The organism is Pseudomonas sp. GM50, from assembly GCF_000282375.1.
Classification (GTDB): domain Bacteria; phylum Pseudomonadota; class Gammaproteobacteria; order Pseudomonadales; family Pseudomonadaceae; genus Aquipseudomonas.
Genome location: NZ_AKJK01000069.1, coordinates 1 through 21,347, shown reverse-complemented (window position 1 = coordinate 21,347; position 21,347 = coordinate 1). Strand labels below are relative to the sequence as shown.

The window sequence follows — 21,347 nt, the reverse complement described above, 5'->3', positions numbered from 1 at the left end:
GGGCGCGCTCGCCCGCGCAACACCGCAGCTCGCAAACCACGGCCCGACTCATTGCGGCCCAGAGCAGCCCCCCAATGCAGGAGCATTTATGACCAGTCCAAAGAAAACCGCGCCCGAGCCTCATGCCGAGGCCTCGCGGATACGTGAAGGCTTGCCCTTCCCGCTAGGTGCAACCTGGGATGGCCTGGGGGTCAATTTCGCGCTGTTTTCGGCTAACGCAACCAAGGTCGAACTGTGCATCTTCGACGACGCCGGCGAGGTGGAGATCGAACGTATCGAGTTGCCGGAATACACCGACGAGATCTACCACGGCTACTTGCCCGACGCCCATCCGGGGTTGATCTACGGTTATCGCGTGTATGGGCCGTACGACCCGGCCAACGGTCATCGCTTCAACCCCAACAAGCTGCTGATCGACCCCTACGCCAAACAGCTGGTCGGCCAATTGAAATGGTCCGAAGCGTTGTTCGGTTTCACCATCGGCCATCCTGACGCCGACCTCAGTTTTGATGAACGGGACAGCGCCCCCTTCGTACCCAAATGCAAAGTGATCGACCCGGCCCACACCTGGGGCCACGACCATCGGGTCAGCGTGCCGTGGGACAAGACAATCATTTATGAGACTCACGTACGCGGTTTCAGCATGCGCCACCCCTCTGTCCCCGAGAACCTGCGCGGCACCTTCGCCGGGTTGATGGTCGATGACGTGCTGGAACACATCCGCAAGCTCGGCGTGTCGACCGTGGAATTGCTGCCGATTCATGCCTTCGTCAATGACCAGCATCTGCTGCACAAAGGCATGACCAATTACTGGGGGTACAACAGCATTGCGTTCTTTGCCCCGGACCCGCGCTACCTCGCCAGCGGCAAAATCGCCGAGTTCAAGGAGATGGTCGCGCACCTGCACGAGGCCAATCTGGAAGTCATCCTCGATGTGGTCTACAACCACACCGCCGAGGGCAACGAACAAGGCCCGACCCTGTCGATGCGCGGCATCGACAACGCCTCCTACTATCGCTTGATGCCCGACGACAAGCGCTACTACATCAACGATTCCGGGACCGGCAATACCCTGGACCTGAGCCACCCGTGCGTGCTGCAAATGGTCACCGACTCGTTGCGTTACTGGGCCACGGAAATGCACGTCGACGGTTTCCGTTTTGACCTGGCGACCATTCTTGGCCGTTACCATGACGGTTTCGACGAACGCCACAGCTTTCTCGTGGCCTGCCGTCAGGACCCGGTGTTGCGCCAGGTGAAGCTGATTTCCGAATCCTGGGACTGTGGCCCCGGCGGTTATCAGGTGGGGAAATTCCCGCCGGGTTGGGTCGAATGGAACGACAGATTCCGCGACACCGTGCGCGCGTTCTGGAAAGGCGACGACGGTCAGCTCGCCGACTTCGCCAACCGCATGACCGCCTCCGGTGAGATGTTCAACCAGCGCGGACGTCGGCCGTATGCCTCGCTGAACTTCATTACCGCCCATGACGGCTTCACCCTCAACGACCTGGTGTCGTACAACGACAAACACAACGAAGCCAACGACGAAAACAATCAGGATGGCAGCAACAACAATCTGTCCTGGAACCACGGTGTCGAAGGCCCTACCGACGATCCCGAGATCAATGAGCTGCGCCAACGGCAAATGCGCAACTTCTTCGCCACGTTGCTGCTGTCCCAGGGCACGCCGATGCTGGTGGCCGGCGATGAGTTCGCCCGCACCCAGGAAGGTAATAACAACGCTTATTGCCAGGACAGCGAGATCGGTTGGGTCAATTGGGACCTGAGCGATGACGGCAAGGCCCTGCTCAAGTTCGTCAAACGCCTGATCAAATTGCGCCTGGCCTATCCGATTCTGCGTCGCGGGCGCTTCCTGGTGGGCAATTACAACGAAGACATCGGCGTCAAAGATGTGACATGGCTGGCCCCGGACGGCAGCGAAATGTCTACCGAACAATGGGAGGAAAGCCACGGTCGTTGCCTGGGCATGCTGCTCGATGGCCGCGCCCAGGAAACCGGCATTCGCCGCAAGGGCGCCGACGCGACCCTGCTGCTGGTGGTCAACGCCCACCATGACATCGTCAACTTCCTGCTGCCTGAAGTGCCTGACGGCGGTTTCTGGACCTGCATGATCGATACCAATCAACCGTCGATTCGTGGCCAGGAACGCTTCGAGTTCGGTCACCAATATTCGGTCACCGGCCGTTCGCTGCTGCTGTTCGAGTTGCAGCGCGAAGAAGAAGAGTGAACATCCATGTAGGAGCGAGGCTTGCCCGCGAAGACGGTGTGTCAGTCGACATCATCGTTACCTGACGCACCGCCTTCGCGGGCAAGCCTCGCTCCTACAGCCATTGCGATTATTTGCGATACCCGACACAGCCCGGATTAAAAAAATCGTATCAGACCAAAGACTGGGGCGACGAATAGCGTTCCATGAGCAATACTCTGCCCGCGGCAATCCAGGGTTCGGAGCGCTGCAATTGCTATCTACCCGCCTTCACGGGTCTGCCAGGCTTGCGCCCTCGCAAGCGTTGCGCACGACTGAGGGCCAGACAGAACAAGGACGTAGCGCCTATGAAAACGGTTTCCATCAGCGAAAGTGGTCTGCCCGCGCAAATCTGGAACAGCGCCCAACAACTGGACAACATCCCTGTCATCAATACCGAAACCCTGGTCCCGGCCGGCGCTCGCGCAGTGGTGATCGCACCGCATCCTGGCGATGAAGTGGTGACCTGCGGCGGCCTCCTGCAACAACTGTGTGCCCTTGGCCATCCTCTGCAATTGATCTCGATCACCGACGGTAGCTACAGTCATTTTGGTTCGCGACAGTGGTCACAGAAACGCCTGAGCGTATTCCGCCCCCAGGAAAGCGTCGAAGCCTTGCGCCGGCTCGGAGTGCCGATGCACAGCCTGAAGTGGATTCGTGCCGGCTTCACCGACAGCGGGCTGGCCGAGCGGGAGTCTGAACTGACCCAATTCATCGTCCGCTACCTGCGCCCCGGCGATGTGGTGTTCACCACCTGGCGCGAAGACGGCAACCTCGACCACGACGCCGTCGGCCGTGCCAGCGCCAGGGCCGCGGCGCTGGTCGGTGCGACGCTCAACGAAATACCGGTTTGGGCCTGGCACTGGCCGACACGTGACCATGGGCTGATCCCCTGGCATCGCGCGCGCAAGGTACGCCTCGACACCTGGACCGTCGCGCGTAAAAGCCATGCCACCTACGCCTACGCCAGCCAACTCGACGGTGAGCCGATGATCGGCGTCTCCCCGTCAGTGCCCCGGGTACTTCTGGAGCGCATGCGTTTGCCGTATGAAATTGTGTTTGTCTGAATTATTCGAGGAAAGTCTTTTGTGGCTGAGGGGCTTTGGGCTGAGGGGGCTTTTGTGGCTGGGGCTTTTGTGGCGAGGGGGCTTGCCCCCGTTGGGTCGCGAAGCGGCCCCAAAAGCTTTGCGACTGCTTCGCAGCCGAACGGGGGCAAGCCCCCTCGCCACAAAAGCCTCTCAACCCAAAAGCCCCAGCCACAAAAGCTCCTCAGCCCAAAGTCCCCAGCCACAAAGCCCCTCAACCAAAAGCCCCCCAGCCACAGTAGCCCGCTCCCACATTGGATTGGCGTTGCTCAAACTGAACTGCTCGCCCATGCATCAGTCGCATACATACATCAGCCTTGATTCGGAGGAGTGAACGTGACCAGCGATGCCGAACGCCAAGCCGTCGAATCAATGCTATCGAACACGCCTCAGGCGATTCATCGACTGAGAGTGCTGACGGTCAACACCCACAAAGGCTTCACCGCCCTCAATCGGCGTTTCATCCTCCCGGAACTGCGTGAAGCGGTACGCAGTACCTCGGCGGACCTGGTGTTTCTGCAGGAAGTGGTCGGTGAGCACGACCGGCATTCTTCCCGCTACAACGATTGGCCACCGACCTCGCAATACGAGTTCCTGGCCGACAGCATGTGGAGCGATTTCGCTTACGGCCGCAACGCGGTCTACCCCGACGGCCACCACGGCAATGCCCTGCTGTCGAAATATCCGATCCGTGAATTTCGCAACCTCGACGTCTCGATCACCGGCCCCGAGCGGCGCGGGTTGTTGCACTGTGTGCTGGATGTGCCGGGCCATGCCGAAGTGCATGCCATTTGCGTGCACCTGAGCCTGTTGGAAAGCCATCGACAACTCCAGCTGCAGTTGCTCTGCCTGTTGCTAGAGTCGCTGCCCGATGAGGCCCCGGTGATTATTGCCGGCGACTTCAACGACTGGCAGTTGCAAGGCAACGCCGCCCTCGCCCGGCGCGACTACCTGCATGAAGCCTTCGAACGTCATCATGGCCGACCGGCGAAAACTTACCCGGCGCGTTTTCCCCTGCTGCGCCTGGACCGGATCTACTTGCGCAATGCCAGCAGTCATGAACCGCGAATACTCAGCCACAAACCCTGGACACATCTGTCAGACCATTTGCCGCTGGCGGTGGAGGTGCGCCTGTAACAGCGTCAAGCAGCAGTCGCCAAGGACTGCCAACCCTGACAGAAAAAATGACAGCAATAGCGCGCCGATGCCGTTTGTTTATCCTGCACTGGATCATCCGTCAAACAACCGATACCCCCTATTCAACCCGTCTGACTCGTGCCTTTCGAGATGATTTTTCGCACAAACAACAACTTATATACGCGCCAATAATCAGTCACTTACAACGCCTAAAATAGCCATACCGCCTATCGGCCACTTTCTTGACGCAGCGCCAGCAGTCTTCTTAGCTAGTGCTTACTACCCCCGGAAATCCATCAGGGGCAAGCTTCCAGACTCCCGTAAAAACGGGCGGGTCTGACCTTGCCTCAATCCATTCGGTCGCCCCTCATTCGGGGTAGGAGAGACGCCACAGCGAGATACACATGCGATTGCAAGGTAGACCCCCATGAAAACTTCATTCACCTCACAAGAGATCAAAATCACTTTTTGCACGGTCACAGGTTCACTCCTGCTGTGTTCATCCATGGAGGTGCGGGCCTCGTCTGCCGAGGACGAAACACCCCTCTGGTACAACCAGGCACTGCCAACCCTTACCTTGCCCGCCGGTTCCGCCACGTATCCCGGCCGCTTAGGCGTCAATCCAGACTTACAAAGCTCACGCCTGACGGTTGAAGACGCCGCGCCTTCGGCCTGGGACCACGTCTATGGAAAGACCTCACGGCAGGCCCAAACCGACTATCTGGCCCAGGGTTCTTCTATCTCCGGCGCCAGCGAATTCAAAGGCCCGGCGCTGCTGACCGTACAAAGCAACGGCGGCCATACCCAACGGGTCGGACTGATCGGCGGCACCACCCAACTCCAGGGCAATGACCACGGCCTGCTGACCAGTCGCGCCCTTGCCGATCCCGGCCATGACACGCTCAACCTCCAAGGCCAAAGTCTCGGCGCCTACTGGAGCCTGACCGGCCCGCAAGGCTGGCACGTCGACTTGAGCGCCAGCGGCGGCCGGGTCAACGGCTACAGTCGCAATGACCAGGGCGCGCGACAAGCCACCGAAGGCAGCGCGGTAACGTTGTCGGTGGAAGGTGGTTTCCCGATTGGCCTGGGTAATAACTGGGTGATCGAACCCCAGGCGCAGTTGATCAATCAACGCATTACGCTGGATACGCCCTATGCCGGCTCCGGTAATGCTTCCTCCAGCGACATGAACTCCTGGAGCGGTCGGGTCGGTGCACGCTTGAAAGGCAGTTACGACATTAACGGCTTGCCAGTCGAACCGTATGTGCGGACCAACGTGTGGCACACGGTGTACACCGGCAATACCGTAAGCCTGGATCAGGTCGACAAAATCAGCAGCAGTCGCAATTCATCGACGGTGGATGTGGGTCTGGGGCTCGTCGCCAGAGTGACGCCCTTGGTCAGCCTGTATATCAGCGCCGATTACAGTAGCGATGTAGATGACAATGATTTGAACGGGTTGATTGGCAGTTTGGGTGTGCGGATGCGGTGGTGAGTGCATGACTCTCAGGAAGCGCTTTGCTCGGTCTGGCCCCTTCGCGAGCAAGCCCGCTCCCACATTGGTTTTGTATACGACGACAATCCAATGTGGGAGCGGGCTTGCTCGCGAATGGAGCGACGCGGTTTTGGATCAACCCTCCGGCCGCAAAATCAACACCCCCAACGGCGGCAAATTCAACTCCAGTGAGAGGGCTTGGCCATGGCTCGGTTCTTCGTCGGTGAACACCCCGCCACCATTGCCGTAATTGGACCCGGCATAAGTGTCGGCATCGCTGTTGATCAACTCGACCCAACGCCCGGCAAACGGCACGCCGACACGGTAGGACTGACGCGGCACCGGGGTAAAGTTGGCCACCACCAATACCGGCCTGCCCTCCTTGCTCCAGCGCAACCAGGCGTAGACGCTGTTGACCGCGTCATCGCCGATCAACCACTGGAAGCCTTGCGGCGCATCGTCCTGATCGTGCAGCGCCGGCTCTTCGCGATACAACCGATTCAGGTCACCGACCAGTTTGCGCACCCCTTGGTGTTCCGGGTATTGCAGTAAATACCAGTCCAGTTGCTGATCGTGATTCCACTCGCGCCACTGGCCGAACTCGCAGCCCATGAACAACAGTTTCTTGCCGGGATGCGTCCACATGAAACTCAAGTAAGCCCGCAGGTTGGCAAACTTCTGCCAGCGATCGCCGGGCATCTTGTCGATCAGCGAATGCTTGCCATGCACCACTTCATCATGAGAAATCGGCAGGATGAAGCGCTCGGACCAGGCATACACCAGGCCGAAACTCAGCTCATTGTGATGATGGGCGCGGTACACCGGATCCTGCTGAATGTAATGCAGTGAATCGTGCATCCAGCCCATGTTCCACTTATAGGCAAAACCCAGCCCTCCCTGCTGCGTGCCCTGGCTGACACCCGGCCATGCCGTGGACTCCTCGGCAATCACCAGCGCACCCGGCGTTTCCAGGGCCACCACATCGTTGAGGTGGCGGACGAAATCAATGGCCTCCAGATTCTCCCGACCGCCGTGACGGTTGGGCACCCATTCGCCGGCCTTGCGCGAGTAATCGCGATACAGCATCGACGCCACTGCATCCACGCGCAGACCATCGACGTGGAAATGCTTGAGCCAGTGCAGCGCCGACGCCAGCATGTAGCCGTGCACCTCGGTGCGGCCCAGGTTGTAGATCAGTGTGTCCCAGTCTTGGTGAAAACCTTCCTGCGGGTTGCCGTACTCATACAACGCGGTGCCATCGAACTGCGCCAGGCCGTGGGTATCGGTGGGGAAATGCGCCGGCACCCAATCGAGGATCACACCGATCTCGGCCTGGTGACAGGCGTTGACGAAAGCAGCGAATTCATCCGGCGTGCCATAACGGGCGCTCGGGGCAAATTGCGACAGCAGTTGATACCCCCAGGAGCCACCGAACGGATGCTCCATGATCGGCATCAATTCAATGTGGGTGAAACCCAGCTCCTTCACATAAGGAATCAGCCGCTCGGCCAACTCGGGCCAGGTGTACTGACGGGCGACCTCGCCCAGATCATCCAGCTCGCATTGCCAGGAACCGGCGTGCAATTCGTAGATCGACAACGGTGCGCTGGTTCGCTGACGTTCGCCCCGCGACTGCATCCAGGCGTGGTCCTGCCAGTCGATTTTCAGCGGCGAGGCGACTTTCGATGCTGTGTCCGGTGGCAGAGCGGTGGCGAGGGCCATCGGGTCGGCCTTGAGCGGCAGAATGCCGTGGGCGCCGAGGATTTCGTATTTGTAGGCCTCCCCCGCTTGCAGGCGCGGAATGAACAACTCCCAGACGCCGGAAGGATGGCGCAGGCGCATCGGATGCCGGCGCCCGTCCCAGACGTTGAAATCGCCGACCACCGAGACCCTTTTGGCGTTCGGCGCCCACACGGCGAAGCGCACACCCTCTACGCCATCGACCGTCCTCAGCTGCGCGCCGAGGCAACTGCTCAAATCCCGGTGATTGCCCTCGGCGAACAGGTACAAGTCCATCTCGCCGAGTAACGGGCCAAAGCTGTAAGGGTCCTCGGCGAGTTGCTCGCCACCGGCCCAACGGGTTCGCAACTGATAGGGTCGGGCCCGCTCGAAGTGCCCGACGAACAGCCCCGGGGTTTGGGTGGTTTCAAGGTTGCCGAGTTCTTCCCCGGATTCCTTGTCCACCACCTGCACGCTCAAGGCGTCCGGTAGATAGGCTCGAATGAATTGCCCGCCAGCGCCATCGCCGTGCGGGCCGAGAATTGCAAAGGGGTCTCGGTGCTCGGCGCGTACCAACGCATCGATATCCCGCGCCCTGGGCAGCAGCGCCTGTTCCACGTGCCCCTGTTCCTTGTTCGAGATACTCATGACTACTCTCCACCAAGATCGGAAAAGGGTTTGAGCCCACTCAATAACCCGTACAGACCGTGCAACGGCACGGGCAGCCAGGTGGGGCGATTTTCAGCCTCATAGGCCACTTCATAAGCCGCCTTCTCCAGTCCGAACAACGCCAGTGCGGCGTCCTCGCCTTCAGGATCTTGCCATGCATGAGCAAGACTAGCTGCCGCCAGCCGATAAGCGTCGACAAATGCTTGCCGCGCCTCTTTCAGATAACGATCGGCGACCCGTTGACGCGCCGCCTGGGCATCGGCGGTGTTATCGACGTTGTGCACGTTGATCGCCATCGCCGCCGCATAATCGAAGGAGCGCAACACGCCGCTGACATCTTTATAAGGGCTGTGTTTGCCTCGGCGCTCATGCAGCGGCCGCGCCGGTTCGCCCTCGAAATCGATCAGGTAGGCATCGCCCTTGATCACCAGCACCTGCCCCAGGTGCAAGTCGCCATGGACGCGAATACGTAAGCCGCCAGCGGCCTTTTTACCCAGTTCCTGGACATGGCTGAGGATGGCTTTTTTGTTGTCCAGCAAGCGACTGACCAATGCCTGGTCCGCCGCGCTCAGTTCAGTTTGATGCTGCTTGAGCAGCTTCAGGGCATGTTCCAGTTGCGCCGTCACGTCCTTGGCTGAGGCCAGGGCATCTTTCTGGGTAGTGATTTGTGGCGCGAAGTCCGGGTTGGTGCTCGGGGCCGCCAACACCTGATGCATTTCCCCCAGGCGCTGGCCGAGCATGCCGGCAAAATCCTTCAACTCGCCGAGGGCGTTGTAGTGCTGCTCCTGTTCGGACATAGCGTCAGCGAGTTCGTCGCGAAGCGCCCGTTCGAGGTTGTTCTGGGTCCATTCCCACGCGTCGCCCTGATTGCTCAAATAGCCTTGGGCGATCATCAACAGCGTGTCCTCACCCGCCGCATCGCGACGAATCACGGCCCCCAGCAGCGGCGAAATATTCTGGAAACCGGCATGGGTCAGGTATGCACTCATTTCCAGTTCCGGGTGCACGCCTGACGCGACCTTGCGGATCAGTTTCAGCACCAGGCTGCTGCCGATCACCACCGAACTGTTGGATTGCTCGGCGGACAGGTACCGCACCTCCGACTCGGCAGTAAGCCCGAGTCTGGCCAGTTCGTCGGTAGGCTCGAAACGGATCTCGCCGCCGTCGGACGGCAACACCATGCCTGCCTGCATGCTCTGCAACACCGCATGAACAAAGCTGTCGAGGCTGAAGGCATCGGTGATCAAACCGACCTGACGCCCGCGCCGGACTCTGGCCAGTGCCAATTGCTGCGGCAAGGCCGCGCCAACCTGTTCCTCGGAAATAAAACCGAACGGCAACTGATAGCGGCTGGTCTGCCCACCGCTGGTGACGTCGATTTCACCCAACAGCACCGGATGCAGCGGGTCGCCGAAACGCACGCCGTAAGCGAGGTTGACGTTGTCGATGATGCCGTCCTTGCCGGCGTACCAGCGGCGGTTTTGCAACCAGCTCGGCAGGATGCCCTGCTCCAGGGTGTGGCGGGACGGCGCTTCGAGCAGCTCTTCCATGCGTTTCTTCAGCACCAGGGTGGTGAAGTCCGGCAGGCTTTGCGCCGGCTCCACGTGCCAGCTCGGCATTTGGTTTTCCGCCGCCAGCCCGAACCAATAGAAACCGTAAGGCGCCAGCGTCAGCAGGAAATTCAACTGGCCGATGGGCGGGAACGCATTGCCGCCGAGCATCTCTACCGGAACCATGCCGACGTAAGCCGACAGATCCAGTTCCGCCGCTTGTGCGCTGCGGGACACGTTGGCCACGCACAAAATAACCTCGTGCTTGCCGTCCGGTCCGGTGAATTCGCGGGTATACGCCAGAATCCGTCGATTGCTCGGCGAGAGCATCTTCAGCGTCCCACGACCAAAGGCCTTGGACTGCTTGCGCACCGCGAGCAGGCGCCGGTTCCAGTTCAACAATGAATGAGGGTCACCGGCCTGGGTTTCGACGTTGACCGACAGGTAGCCGTACAACGGGTCCATGATCGGCGGCAACACCAGGCTGGCCGGGTCGGCGCGGGAGAACCCGCCGTTACGGTCGATCGACCACTGCATCGGCGTGCGCACACCGTCGCGGTCGCCGAGGTAGATGTTGTCGCCCATGCCGATTTCATCGCCGTAATACAGGGTCGGCGTGCCGGGCATCGACAGCAGCAGGCTGTTAAGCAATTCCACGCGACGACGATCACGTTCCATCAACGGCGCCAGACGCCGGCGAATCCCCAGATTGATCCGCGCCCGACGGTCGGCCGCGTAGTAATTCCACAGGTAATCGCGCTCCCGGTCGGTGACCATTTCCAGGGTCAGCTCATCGTGGTTGCGCAGGAAAATCGCCCACTGGCAGTTCGCGGGAATTTCCGGGGTCTGGCGCAGAATATCGGTGATCGGGAAGCGATCTTCCTGGGCCAGCGCCATGTACATGCGCGGCATCAGCGGGAAGTGAAAGGCCATGTGGCATTCGTCGCCGTTCTGGCCGTCGACAGAGGTGTTGCCAAAGTACAACTGAGTGTCTTCCGGCCACTGATTGGCCTCGGCCAGTAACATGCGGTCGGGATAGTTTGCGTCGATCTCGGCACGGATCTGCTTGAGGACGTCGTGGGTCTCGGGCAGGTTTTCGTTATTGGTGCCGTCGCGCTCGATCAGGTACGGGATCGCGTCCAGCCGCAGGCCATCGATGCCCATGTCGAGCCAGTAGCGCATCACCGACAGCACCGCTTTCATTACCTGCGGGTTGTCGAAGTTCAGGTCTGGCTGGTGGGAATAGAAGCGGTGCCAGAAGTACTGGCCGGCCACCGGGTCCCACGTCCAGTTGGACTTTTCGGTGTCGAGAAAAATGATGCGGGTGCCGTCGTATTTCTGGTCGTCATCGGACCAGACATAGAAGTCGCGAGCCGCCGAACCGGGCTTGGCCTTGCGCGCGCGCTGGAACCACGCGTGCTGGTCCGAGGTGTGGTTGATGACCAATTCAGTAATCACCCGCAGGCCGCGTTTATGGGCCTCGGCAATGAAGCGCTTGGCATCGGCCAAGGTGCCGTAGTCAGGGTGTACGCCACGGTATTCGGCGATGTCGTAACCGTCGTCGCGCCGTGGCGAGGGATAGAACGGCAACAGCCAAATGGTATTGACGCCCAGATCGGCAATGTAATCGAGTTTGGCGATAAGGCCTGGAAAGTCGCCGATCCCGTCGTTGTTGGAGTCGAAAAAAGACTTAATGTGAACCTGGTAGATCACCGCATCCTTGTACCAGAGCGGGTCCTTGATGAAGGTGGCTGACCTGGGTTTCTTCGCCATTTGTAACTCCTGTTGAAGAATTCGTCATGAGCCGAGCACCAACTGATGGTGAGGGTGCTTTTGTGGCGAGGGGGCTTGCCCCCGTTCGGCTGCGAAGCAGTCGTAAAATCTGTGTATCTGAATCTGGCAGGGGGAATGGGTTGTCTGGGTTATTTGGGTTATTTGGGGGCCGCTTCGCGACCCAACGGGGGCAAGCCCCCTCGCCACAGGCAAGCCCCCTCGCCACAGATCCTGCTCACCACAGTCAAGAAGTAGTAATCCTCCAGATCCCGAACGGCAGATGCCACGGTTCGATCCGCATGAACTGGTACTTGCCGTGCCAGGTCCAGCGGTGGCCGTTCATCAAGTCTTCGCCCTGGGTGACGGCATCATCGGGCAAGCCCATTTCCCACAGCGGCAATTCGAAATTCGCTTCCTGGGCGTGATGCGGATCGAGGCTGACCGCCACCAGAATGAAATTGCTACCATCAACGCTGCGCTTGCCGAAGTACAGAATGTTGTCGTTCCAGGCGTTGTAGACCTTCAGGCCCAAGTGCGTGTGCAACGCCGGGTTCTGTCGGCGGATGCGGTTGAGCTGGGCGATTTCGGCAATGATGTTGCCCGGCGCGTTGAAGTCCCGTGGGCGGATTTCGTACTTCTCGGAATTGAGGTATTCCTCCCGGCCCGGCACCGGTGCCGCTTCACACAGCTCAAACCCCGAATACATGCCCCACAGGCCGGAGCCCATGGTCGCCAGCGCGGCACGGATGAGAAAACCGGGGCGTCCGGATTCATGCAGGAACGCCGGATTGATGTCTGGCGTGTTGACGAAAAAATTCGGCCGGTAGCATTCACGCCACGGCGACTCATTGAGTTCGGTGAAATAGGTCGCCAGCTCGGTCTTGGTGTTGCGCCAGGTGAAATAGGTGTAGCTCTGGGAGTAACCGACCTTGCCCAGGCGCGCCATCATCGCCGGGGTGGTAAAGGCTTCGGCCAGGAAGATCACCTCGGGGTACAGCGCCCGCACATCGGCGATCATCCACTGCCAGAACGGCAACGGTTTGGTGTGAGGGTTGTCGACGCGAAACAGTTTCACGCCCTCCTTGACCCAGCCCACGACGATGTCGCGCAACTCGATCCAAAGGCTGGGAATCGCGTCCACGGCATAGAAATCGACGTTGACGATGTCCTGGTATTTCTTCGGCGGGTTCTCGGCGTATTTGATCGTGCCGTCCGGCCGCCAGTTGAACCAGCCCGGGTGCTGTTTGAGCCACGGGTGGTCCTGGGAACACTGAATCGCAAAGTCGAGGGCGACTTCCAGCCCATGCTCGGCGGCGGCCGCGACGAGCCGGCGAAAATCCTCGCGGCTGCCCAGTTCCGAGTGAATCGCCTCATGCCCGCCCTCTTCACTGCCGATGGCGTAAGGGCTGCCCGGATCGTCGGGGCCGGCGATCAACGAGTTGTTCGGGCCTTTGCGGTAGCTGCGGCCGATCGGGTGGATCGGCGTGAAATACAACACGTCGAAGCCCATGTCCTGGATCATCGCCAGCCGCGAATGCACGTCGTTGAAGGTGCCGTGACGGGCCGGATCGTCGGTGATCGAACGCGGAAACAGTTCATACCAACTGGCGAACTGTGCCAGATCTCGCTCCACGTCCACCGGGTATTCAGGGCTCAGGCTCAGGAAGGGACGATGGTCGGCTTGGGCCATCAAGTCCGCGCTGCGTTGGTGCAGAAACAAGGCGACCTGCTCGGTTTCGAGCAGGCCGGACAGCTCATGGTGCAACGCCGCCAGTTGTTCACTGAGCGGGCCTTCAGAGCGTTCGGCGGCCTGCTGGACGTGGGTGCGCCCTTCCTGCAACTCCAGGCTGACCGAGACGCCGGCGTCGTGCTTTTTTTTCAGTTCATAACAAAAGCTGGCGAACTGATCGATCCAGGCTTCGAGGCAGAACACATAACGGCCCTGCTTCTGCACACGAAACTGGCCCTGCCAGCCGTTGTTGCCCAGCTCGGCCATCACCTCGCTCTGCCAGGTTTCGTCGCCCTCGGCACGCCAGCGAATGCGCACGGCCAGCTTGTCGTGACCGTCGGCAAACACCTTGCTGGTCACCACCACATCCTGATCGACCACGGCTTTAACGGCGAATTGCCCGCCATCGAGGGTCGGCATGGTGTTTTCAATCACGATCCGCGGCAGCAGTAACGCCTGCGACAGCGGTATATGAGGGTTGTAGCTCAACTCTGTGGGTTTTTCAGCGGTCATCGAGCATCTCTCCTTAACGCCCCAAGGACGCTCTTGTGCCTGGTCGTCGTTCACACGAAGCGGTCTGCCCCGACATGAACTCACTTAAGTTCCGAACAGCAGGCGCCGGTAAAAGTTCAGAGGGATTTGCCAAGTCTTTCGGGGAATCAAATCCCCTGCGCACGGGTCAACCAACTTAAGCACGACTCACGCCATCTGCCACTGGAGACTGTAGCGATGAGCATTCCAATCCCGGCCGAGACACCCGATCCGAACATCGATGAGCCGACGGTACCGCCGACACAGCCAACACCGCCGACTGAGCCCGCCCCGGTCCCCGAACAGGAACCGCCGGGCACCAACCCGCCACCGCGCGAAGAGCCACCAACCGTCCAGCCGCCGGAAATCGTCACCCCGGAGTGATCAGTCGCGCGGGGTGCGATCCTTTTCCAGTTGGCGCACCACGACCGGCATCACACCGAGGATCACCAACGCCAGCAACGTACTGAGCACCGCTGTCGCCTCGCGGCCCATCCCGGCCGAAACGCCAATCGCCGCCGTCATCCACAAACCGGCGGCGGTGGTCAGGCCTTTGACGTGGCTTTCATCACCATCGGTGTTTTTCAGGATAGTCCCGGCACCAAGAAAGCCGATGCCGGCGATCACGCCCTGCACCACCCGGCTCATGGCATCGGCCTGGGATCCTGACATCTGCGGCACCAGTACAAACAGCGCCGCGCCCAACGCCACCAGCATATGGGTACGAATCCCGGCGGCCTTGCCCTTCTGTTCACGCTCGAAACCGAGAATGCCGCCCAACAAGGCCGCTATCAGCAATCGCACGGTAATGCGCGTCAGTTGTGACGCGTCGCCGATGTCAGCGAACTCTGCTTGCAGCGTCACCCAAACCTCATGCCACCAGGCGTCCATGACGCGGTCCTTATGATGATCAATGGAAGTCACTCGATAAACGGTGGACCGCCCCCACCATTAATCGGTTGCACAGAACGATGAGCGGCAGATGCGTCCTAACGATCTGGAACCTGCAAAAAAGGACACCCCCATGACCGTGCGCATCGAAAACCAGACCTGCTTCTTCATCACCAGGAACGGCGAAGAAATTCGTCTTTGCCCCGACGTCACCATCATCACCGACGCGGAAAAATCCATGTCAGCGGTGGACCTCGACGGCCAGCGCATCTACATCACCGAAGCAGAAGCCGATGCATTGACCGTAGCAGGCGCAGTGGACGGTCGCCGGCATTTGAAGGCCACGGACAGTGATTCGGTGATTTGACTGACCCGCATCAACACACGCCGCAAACACCTGGCATAGGCGTTTGCGGCCAGCCGCTGCGGGTGCATCAAGTTGTCGCAGGCGAGTGCCAGAAACTCATCTGATCCGCTTTTTATTGCTTTAGCTGAGTCTGTTATGCAAACAGATCGCTGGTCATAGTGCTCTGGCCTGATGGAGGCTGATGAGCGAAAGACCATGAGCGATAGAATCCCCGTCCGAACCGTTGAAAATTCCTCATTTTTAAAAAGCAATGAGCCTTTGCGTCCAAAGATAAAGGCCAAGTCCAGCGACAACCTGATCCACACCCGCAGCTTCACGGGTTTGTTCCGCACCCTGCGCATGAGTGGCGCGGGGGTTCTGTTTCTGCTGTTCTTCGGCACTGTGTGGCTGAACTGGGGTGGCCGCCAGGCAGTGCTCTGGGACCTTTCCGAAAGCAAATTCCACATCTTCGGCGCGACCTTCTGGCCACAGGATTTCATCCTGCTGTCGGCGCTGCTGATCATTGCTGCGTTCGGCCTGTTTGCGATCACCGTGTTCGCAGGCCGGGTCTGGTGCGGTTACACCTGCCCGCAGAGTTCCTGGACCTGGATCTTCATGTGGTGCGAGAAGATCACCGAAGGCGAGCGCAACCAGCGAATCAAGCTGCAAGCCGCGCCCTGGGGCCTGAACAAACTGATCCGCCGCTCGGCCAAACACACCCTGTGGCTGGCGATCAGCCTGCTCACCGGCCTGACCTTTGTCGGCTACTTCACACCGATCCGGCCACTGGCCGAAGAACTGCTGACCTTGCAAATCGGCGGGGTCAGTCTGTTCTGGGTGCTGTTCTTCACCGGCGCCACTTACATCAATGCCGGCTGGCTGCGCGAAGCGGTGTGCATGCACATGTGCCCGTATGCGCGATTCCAGAGCGTGATGTTCGACAAGGACACCCTGACCATTTCCTACGACGTGGCCCGCGGCGAAAACCGTGGCCCGCGCAAACGTGAGGTGAAACCTGCCGAGGTCGGACTGGGTGATTGCATCGATTGCCAATTGTGCGTGCAGGTCTGCCCGACCGGTATCGACATCCGCGACGGTTTGCAGATGGAGTGCATCGGTTGCGCCGCGTGCATCGACGCCTGCGATTCGATCATGGACAAAATGGGCTACGCCCGTGGGCTGATCAGCTACACCTCGGAGCATGAACTCCAGGGTGGCAAAACCCACCTCCTGAGGCCGCGACTGATCGGTTATACCGCCGTGCTGCTGGTGATGATCGGCGCTCTCGCCCTGGCGCTGATAGAGCGGCCGATGGTGTCGCTGGACGTGAGCAAGGACCGTGGCCTGTTCCGCGAGAACAGTGAAGGCCAGATCGAAAATATCTACAGCCTGAAGGTCATCAACAAGACCCAGCAACGTCAGGATTATCGATTGACGCTGGTCGATGGCGACGGCTTCCAGCTGCAAGGCAAGACTGAACTGAGCCTGGCCCCCGGAGAGATCGTCGACGTGCCGGTATCGGTGGCCATGACCACGGATCGCCCGAGCAGCAGCTCGCAGACCATCAGTTTCAAGATTGTCGACAGCGATGAGCCGGACATCAACAGCGTGGCCAAGAGCCGGTTTGTTGCACCGATGAACCGTTGAGCCATTAAGATGGCGAGCGCTTCGCGCTCATTCGCGGGCAAGCCTCGCTCCTACAGTGCGGTGGTGTGTGTAGGAGCGAGGCTTGCCCGCGAATGAGCCACCCCGATTCTCCAGAATGACTATCCAACCCGGGCACTTGATGAAACGCTACGAAAAATTCGCCGATGACATCGCTGAACTGATCCGCTCCGGCGTCCTCGGTCCCGGCCAGCGGGTGCCATCGGTGCGCTACGCCAGCCAGACTTACGGGGTCAGCCCGTCCACGGTGTTCCAGGCCTATTACCTGCTTGAGCGCCGTGGCCTGATCCGCGCTCGGCCGCGCTCCGGTTACTTCGTCAATACCCATGCACCGAGCCCGTTCTCGGAGCCGGTGATCAGCAGCCAGGTCAACGAGTCCACCGAAGTCGACGTCAGCGAACTGGTGTTCTCGGTGCTGGACTCGATCAAGGACCCGAACACCGTGCCCTTCGGCTCGGCCTTCCCCAGCCCCACGCTGTTTCCGCTGCAACGCCTGTCTCGCTCGCTGGCCAGTGCCGCCCGGGAAATGGACCCGCGCATGGTAGTCACCGATATGTCGCCGGGTAACCCGCAATTGCGTCGACAAATCGCCCTGCGCTACATGGTCGGCGGGCTGATGCTGCCGATGGAAGAACTGCTGATCACCAACGGCGCCCTCGAAGCCCTGAACCTGTGCCTGCAAGCCGTGACCGAACCCGGCGACCTGGTGGCCATCGAAGCCCCGGCGTTCTACGCCAGCCTGCAAGTGCTGGAACGGCTGAAGCTCAAAGCCGTGGAAATTCCGGTCCACCCACGCGACGGCATCGACCTCGGCGTGCTCGCCCAGACGCTGGAACGGCATCCGATCAAAGCCTGTTGGTGCATGACCAGTTTCCAGAACCCGATGGGCGCGACCATGCCCGAGGCGAAGAAACAGGAACTGGTGGAGCTGTTGCGCAGCCACCAGGTGCCGCTGATTGAAGACGACGTCTACGCCGAGCTCTATTACGGCCAACAGGCGCCAAAACCGGCCAAGGCTTTCGACACCGAAGGACTAGTGATGCATTGCGGTTCGTTCGCCAAGAGCCTGGCCCCCGGTTATCGCATCGGCTGGGTCGCCGCCGGGCGTTATGCGCAGAAAATCGAACGCCTGAAACTGATGACCTCGCTCTGCGCCTCAATGCCCGCCCAGGCCGCCATCGCCGATTACCTGCAACACGGCGGCTACGACCGGCACCTGCGCAAACTGCGCTACGCCCTGGAAGAACAGCAAAGCGCGATGCTCGCGGCTATTGCACGGTACTTCCCGGCCCAGACGCGTGTCAGTCAGCCGGCGGGAGGGTACTTTTTGTGGCTGGAACTGCCGTCGCAGATGGATTCGTTGAAGTTGTTCCAGATGGCATTGGCGCAAGGGATCAGCATCGCGCCGGGGCCGATCTTTTCACCGACCCAGCGGTTCAGGAATTGTATTCGGTTGAATTACGGCAGCCCGTGGACTGAGGATTCCGAGAAGGCGATGGAGACGTTGGGGCGGATTGTGCGGTCGTTCTGAAAGTTTGATGTCGTTTGATCGATTGCTATCGCGAGCAGGCTCGCTCCCACAGGGTTCGGTCATGCTCACACATGATGTGTTCACACAGATCCACTGTGGGAGCGAGCCTGCTCGCGATGAGGTCAGAACAGACGGCGCCAACCTTAAGGTTTAACGCCCACCACCCAGATCGACGAAAGTCCCGGTCGCATACGATGCCTTATCCGACAATAACCACACAATCGCCTCAGCCACTTCATCCGGTCGCCCACCTCGAGCCATCGGGATCGCCGATTCCAGCTTGCTGACCCGATCCGGATCACCGCTCAGTGCATGGAAATCGGTGTAGATGTAACCCGGGCGCACGGCGTTGACGCGAATACCCTCGCCCGCCACTTCCTTGGACAGACCGATGGTGAAGGTGTCCAGCGCGCCTTTGGACGCGGCGTAGTCGACATATTCGCTGGGGGCACCCAAGCGGGCAGCGACCGACGACACGTTGACGATGCTGCCACCCTGCCCACCATGTTTGGGCGACATGCGCAGGATCGCGTGTTTGGCGCAGAGGATCGGCGCCAGGACGTTGGTTTTGAGGATTTTCAGAATACGGAATTCAGACATTTCGTCGATCCGCGACTTTTGCCCGACGGTGCCGGCGTTATTCACCAGCGCCGTGACCCGACCGAGTTCGGTGTCTACGCGGTGGAACAGGCCGATCACTTCGTCTTCGATGCTGACATCAGCGCGTACCGCAATGGCCTGGGCGCCGAGTGCGCGGACTTGTTCCAGCACACTGTGCGCCGCCTGCTCATCGGACTGATAGTTGATACATATCCGATAGCCCTGTTCTGCGGCCAACAGGGCCGTGGCGGCGCCGATTCCGCGGCTTGCGCCGGTGATGACGATGACTTTGTCCATGCTGGCATTTCCCCCGTTACAAGCGTAAGCAGTCGGGGCCAAGAATAACCGCCATCGGCGGGTTTTGCATGAATCTGCGTCAGTTCCAATGACACAAACCTGTGGTGAGGGGCTTACCGTGGCAAGGGGGCTCTGTGGCGAGGGGGCTTGCCCCCGTTGGGCCGCGAAGCGGCCCCCTTCGATTTTTCATCCTGACCGAGTTGCCTGAATTTACGACTGCTTCGCAGCCGAACGGGGGCAAGCCCCCTCGCCACAGGGGTCCATCAACCAGTAGCCAATTGCTCCCCACGGTGAATATCGGCCATGAAGCGATCGGCCGGCAGCGGGTGTCCCAGCAGATAACCCTGCAACGAGTCGCATCCGAGTTGGGTCAGGAAGTCTTGCTGGACATCGGTTTCCACCCCTTCGGCCACGATCCGCAAGCCAAGCGCCTGGCCGAGGGCGACGATGGCCGAGACGATGGCCGCATCGTCGCTGTCGTGTTCCAGATCGCGGACGAAGCCCCGATCAATCTTCAGTTCATTGGCCGGCAAACGCTTGAGGTACATCAAGCTCGAATAGCCGGTGCCAAAGTCATCAATGGACAGGTCGACGCCCATATCCGAGAGTTCCTGCAGCACCGTCATGCTCGCATCGGCGTCGCTCATGGCGGTGGTTTCGGTGATTTCCAGGGTCAGGCTGTTGGCCGGCAAATGATGAGTGGCCAAGGCCTTGGCGACACTCTGGACCAACCCGGCGTGGCAGAACTGCAAGGCCGAGAGGTTCACCGCGATGCGCCAGTCGGTGTAACCGAGCTCGTACCACTCGCGCATCTGACGGCAGGCTTCGTTGAGCACCCACTCGCCGATCGGAATGATCAGCCCGGTCTTCTCCGCAAGATCGATGAAGCTGTCCGGCTGCAGCATGCCCTGCGTCGGGTGCATCCAGCGCAGCAACGCCTCGGCGCCCACCGCCCGGCCATGGCCGGCGTCGAACTTGGGCTGGTAATAGAGGCTGAATTGCTGCTGATCGAGGGCGTTGCGCAGGTCTTGCAGCAACTGAAGCTGTTTGCGTGCGTTGCTGTTCATCGAGGCATCGAAGAAGCGATGGCCATTTTTCCCGGCGCCCTTGGCGTGGTACATCGCGGCGTCAGCGTTCATCAGCAATTCCTCGGCGGTCTGACCGTTACCGGGGTAGAGCGCGATGCCGACGCTGGCGGAAATTTGCAATTCATGTTCCGCCACCCGGAACGAACGCCCGATCAGCCCGACCTGACGGGCCGCCAGGCTCAGTACATCGTTCGGCTCGGTCAGTTGCACCAGCAGCACAAATTCATCGCCGCCGATCCGCGCCAGAGTGTCCTGGCTGCGCAAATCTTCACGCAGGCGCAGGCCGACCTCACGCAGCAGCTGGTCGCCCATGTGGTGTCCGAAGGCATCGTTGACCGGTTTGAAACCATCCAGATCAATGAACATCAACGCAAAACAGCCGCCCTGCTCCTGCACCCTCGACATCGCCTGATCGATACGGTCGGCCAGCAACACCCGGTTCGGCAACCCGGTCAGGGTGTCGTGCAGCGCCAGCTGGGTGAGTTCGCGATTGGCCTCGGTCAGTGATTGGGCGAGCTCCGCGGTGCGAGCCTCCAGCCGCGCATCGAGGATCGACGTCAGCAAGGCGATGCTCAACACCGCGAGGGTGGTGATCAGCACCAGGTTGTCCAGGCCCTTGCCGTTCAAGCCGTCGACCGCCGCACCACAGAAACTGCCGTCGGCAAAACGCGCCGCGGCCATGCCGGTGTAGTGCATGCCGACGATGGCGATGCCCATGATCACCGCAGCACCGCCGCGGAACAGGCGAACATACGGCGTGTGCTGGCGCAGGTGGAAGGCGATCCATAACGCTGCACCTGACGCGCCGACGGCGATCAGCAGCGAGGCGCTAAACAGTGCGGGGTCGTAATCGATGCCCGGCTGCATGCGCATGGCGGCCATGCCGGTGTAATGCATCGCACTGATGCCGGCGCCCATGACCAGCGCGCCGAACGCCAGTTGCCAGGCCGGCAATTGTGGCTGGCTGACCAGCCA

General features: G+C 60.4%; 14 protein-coding genes. 8 read left to right on the top strand and 6 right to left on the bottom strand.

Annotated elements, in window-relative coordinates:
* Nucleotides 1-88 precede the first annotated feature (88 nt).
* The 4 genes from glgX to PMI30_RS12610 all read left to right on the top strand — a co-directional run bounded on the left by glgX (nt 89) and on the right by PMI30_RS12610 (nt 5,983).
* Nucleotides 89-2,248, top strand: coding sequence for a glycogen debranching protein GlgX (glgX, locus tag PMI30_RS12595; RefSeq protein WP_007901334.1), 2,160 nt, complete (start codon nt 89-91; stop codon nt 2,246-2,248).
* 326 nt (nt 2,249-2,574) lie between these two features.
* Entirely contained in the window at nt 2,575-3,333 is a 759-nt protein-coding gene (locus PMI30_RS12600) for a PIG-L deacetylase family protein (protein ID WP_008010719.1), read from the top strand.
* Between the two features lie 354 nt (nt 3,334-3,687).
* The gene (locus PMI30_RS12605) at nt 3,688-4,488 is read left to right on the top strand and encodes an endonuclease/exonuclease/phosphatase family protein (RefSeq protein WP_008010717.1); all 801 of its coding nucleotides are present in this window, start codon (nt 3,688-3,690) and stop codon (nt 4,486-4,488) included.
* A 427-nt stretch (nt 4,489-4,915) separates the two neighbouring features.
* Nucleotides 4,916-5,983, top strand: coding sequence for an autotransporter domain-containing protein (locus PMI30_RS12610; RefSeq protein ID WP_008010715.1), 1,068 nt, complete (start codon nt 4,916-4,918; stop codon nt 5,981-5,983).
* A gap of 135 nt (nt 5,984-6,118) precedes the next feature.
* On the opposite strand, the gene glgB is transcribed toward PMI30_RS12610, so the two are convergent.
* From glgB to PMI30_RS12625, 3 genes are all read right to left on the bottom strand, one after another.
* Entirely contained in the window at nt 6,119-8,350 is a 2,232-nt protein-coding gene (glgB, locus tag PMI30_RS12615) for a 1,4-alpha-glucan branching protein GlgB (RefSeq protein ID WP_008010713.1), read from the bottom strand.
* 2 nt (nt 8,351-8,352) lie between these two features.
* Nucleotides 8,353-11,694: a maltose alpha-D-glucosyltransferase gene (gene treS, locus PMI30_RS12620; RefSeq protein WP_008010711.1), complete on the bottom strand. Its 3,342-nt coding sequence runs from the start codon at nt 11,692-11,694 to the stop codon at nt 8,353-8,355.
* A gap of 244 nt (nt 11,695-11,938) precedes the next feature.
* On the bottom strand, nt 11,939-13,936 hold the full coding sequence (locus PMI30_RS12625) for an alpha-1,4-glucan--maltose-1-phosphate maltosyltransferase (RefSeq protein WP_008010706.1): 1,998 nt from the start codon (nt 13,934-13,936) through the stop codon (nt 11,939-11,941).
* A 216-nt stretch (nt 13,937-14,152) separates the two neighbouring features.
* Between PMI30_RS12625 and PMI30_RS12630 the strand changes: the two genes are divergently transcribed.
* Nucleotides 14,153-14,338: a hypothetical protein gene (locus PMI30_RS12630; protein ID WP_007901322.1), complete on the top strand. Its 186-nt coding sequence runs from the start codon at nt 14,153-14,155 to the stop codon at nt 14,336-14,338.
* On the opposite strand, the gene PMI30_RS12635 is transcribed toward PMI30_RS12630, so the two are convergent.
* On the bottom strand, nt 14,339-14,845 hold the full coding sequence (locus tag PMI30_RS12635; protein ID WP_008010705.1) for an MgtC/SapB family protein: 507 nt from the start codon (nt 14,843-14,845) through the stop codon (nt 14,339-14,341). It abuts the gene before it with no gap.
* 133 nt (nt 14,846-14,978) lie between these two features.
* Here PMI30_RS12635 and PMI30_RS12640 point away from each other — a divergent pair, with 133 nt between their 5' ends.
* The 3 genes from PMI30_RS12640 (at nt 14,979) to mapR (ending at nt 18,387) form a co-directional block, all read left to right on the top strand.
* Nucleotides 14,979-15,212 (top strand): DUF3203 family protein, encoded by a 234-nt coding sequence (locus PMI30_RS12640; RefSeq protein WP_008010703.1) that lies wholly within the window; start codon nt 14,979-14,981, stop codon nt 15,210-15,212.
* A 195-nt stretch (nt 15,213-15,407) separates the two neighbouring features.
* Complete coding sequence (ccoG, locus tag PMI30_RS12645) at nt 15,408-16,838, top strand: cytochrome c oxidase accessory protein CcoG (protein WP_008010699.1); 1,431 nt, start codon at nt 15,408-15,410, stop codon at nt 16,836-16,838.
* Between the two features lie 139 nt (nt 16,839-16,977).
* Entirely contained in the window at nt 16,978-18,387 is a 1,410-nt protein-coding gene (gene mapR / locus PMI30_RS12650; protein WP_032835628.1) for a GntR family transcriptional regulator MpaR, read from the top strand.
* 150 nt (nt 18,388-18,537) lie between these two features.
* Here mapR and PMI30_RS12655 read toward each other — a convergent pair whose 3' ends face one another.
* Nucleotides 18,538-19,284, bottom strand: coding sequence for an SDR family oxidoreductase (locus PMI30_RS12655; RefSeq protein ID WP_007901312.1), 747 nt, complete (start codon nt 19,282-19,284; stop codon nt 18,538-18,540).
* Between the two features lie 263 nt (nt 19,285-19,547).
* A partial coding sequence (locus PMI30_RS12660) for a putative bifunctional diguanylate cyclase/phosphodiesterase (protein ID WP_008010688.1) occupies nt 19,548-21,347 on the bottom strand: 1,800 nt, incomplete at its 5' end.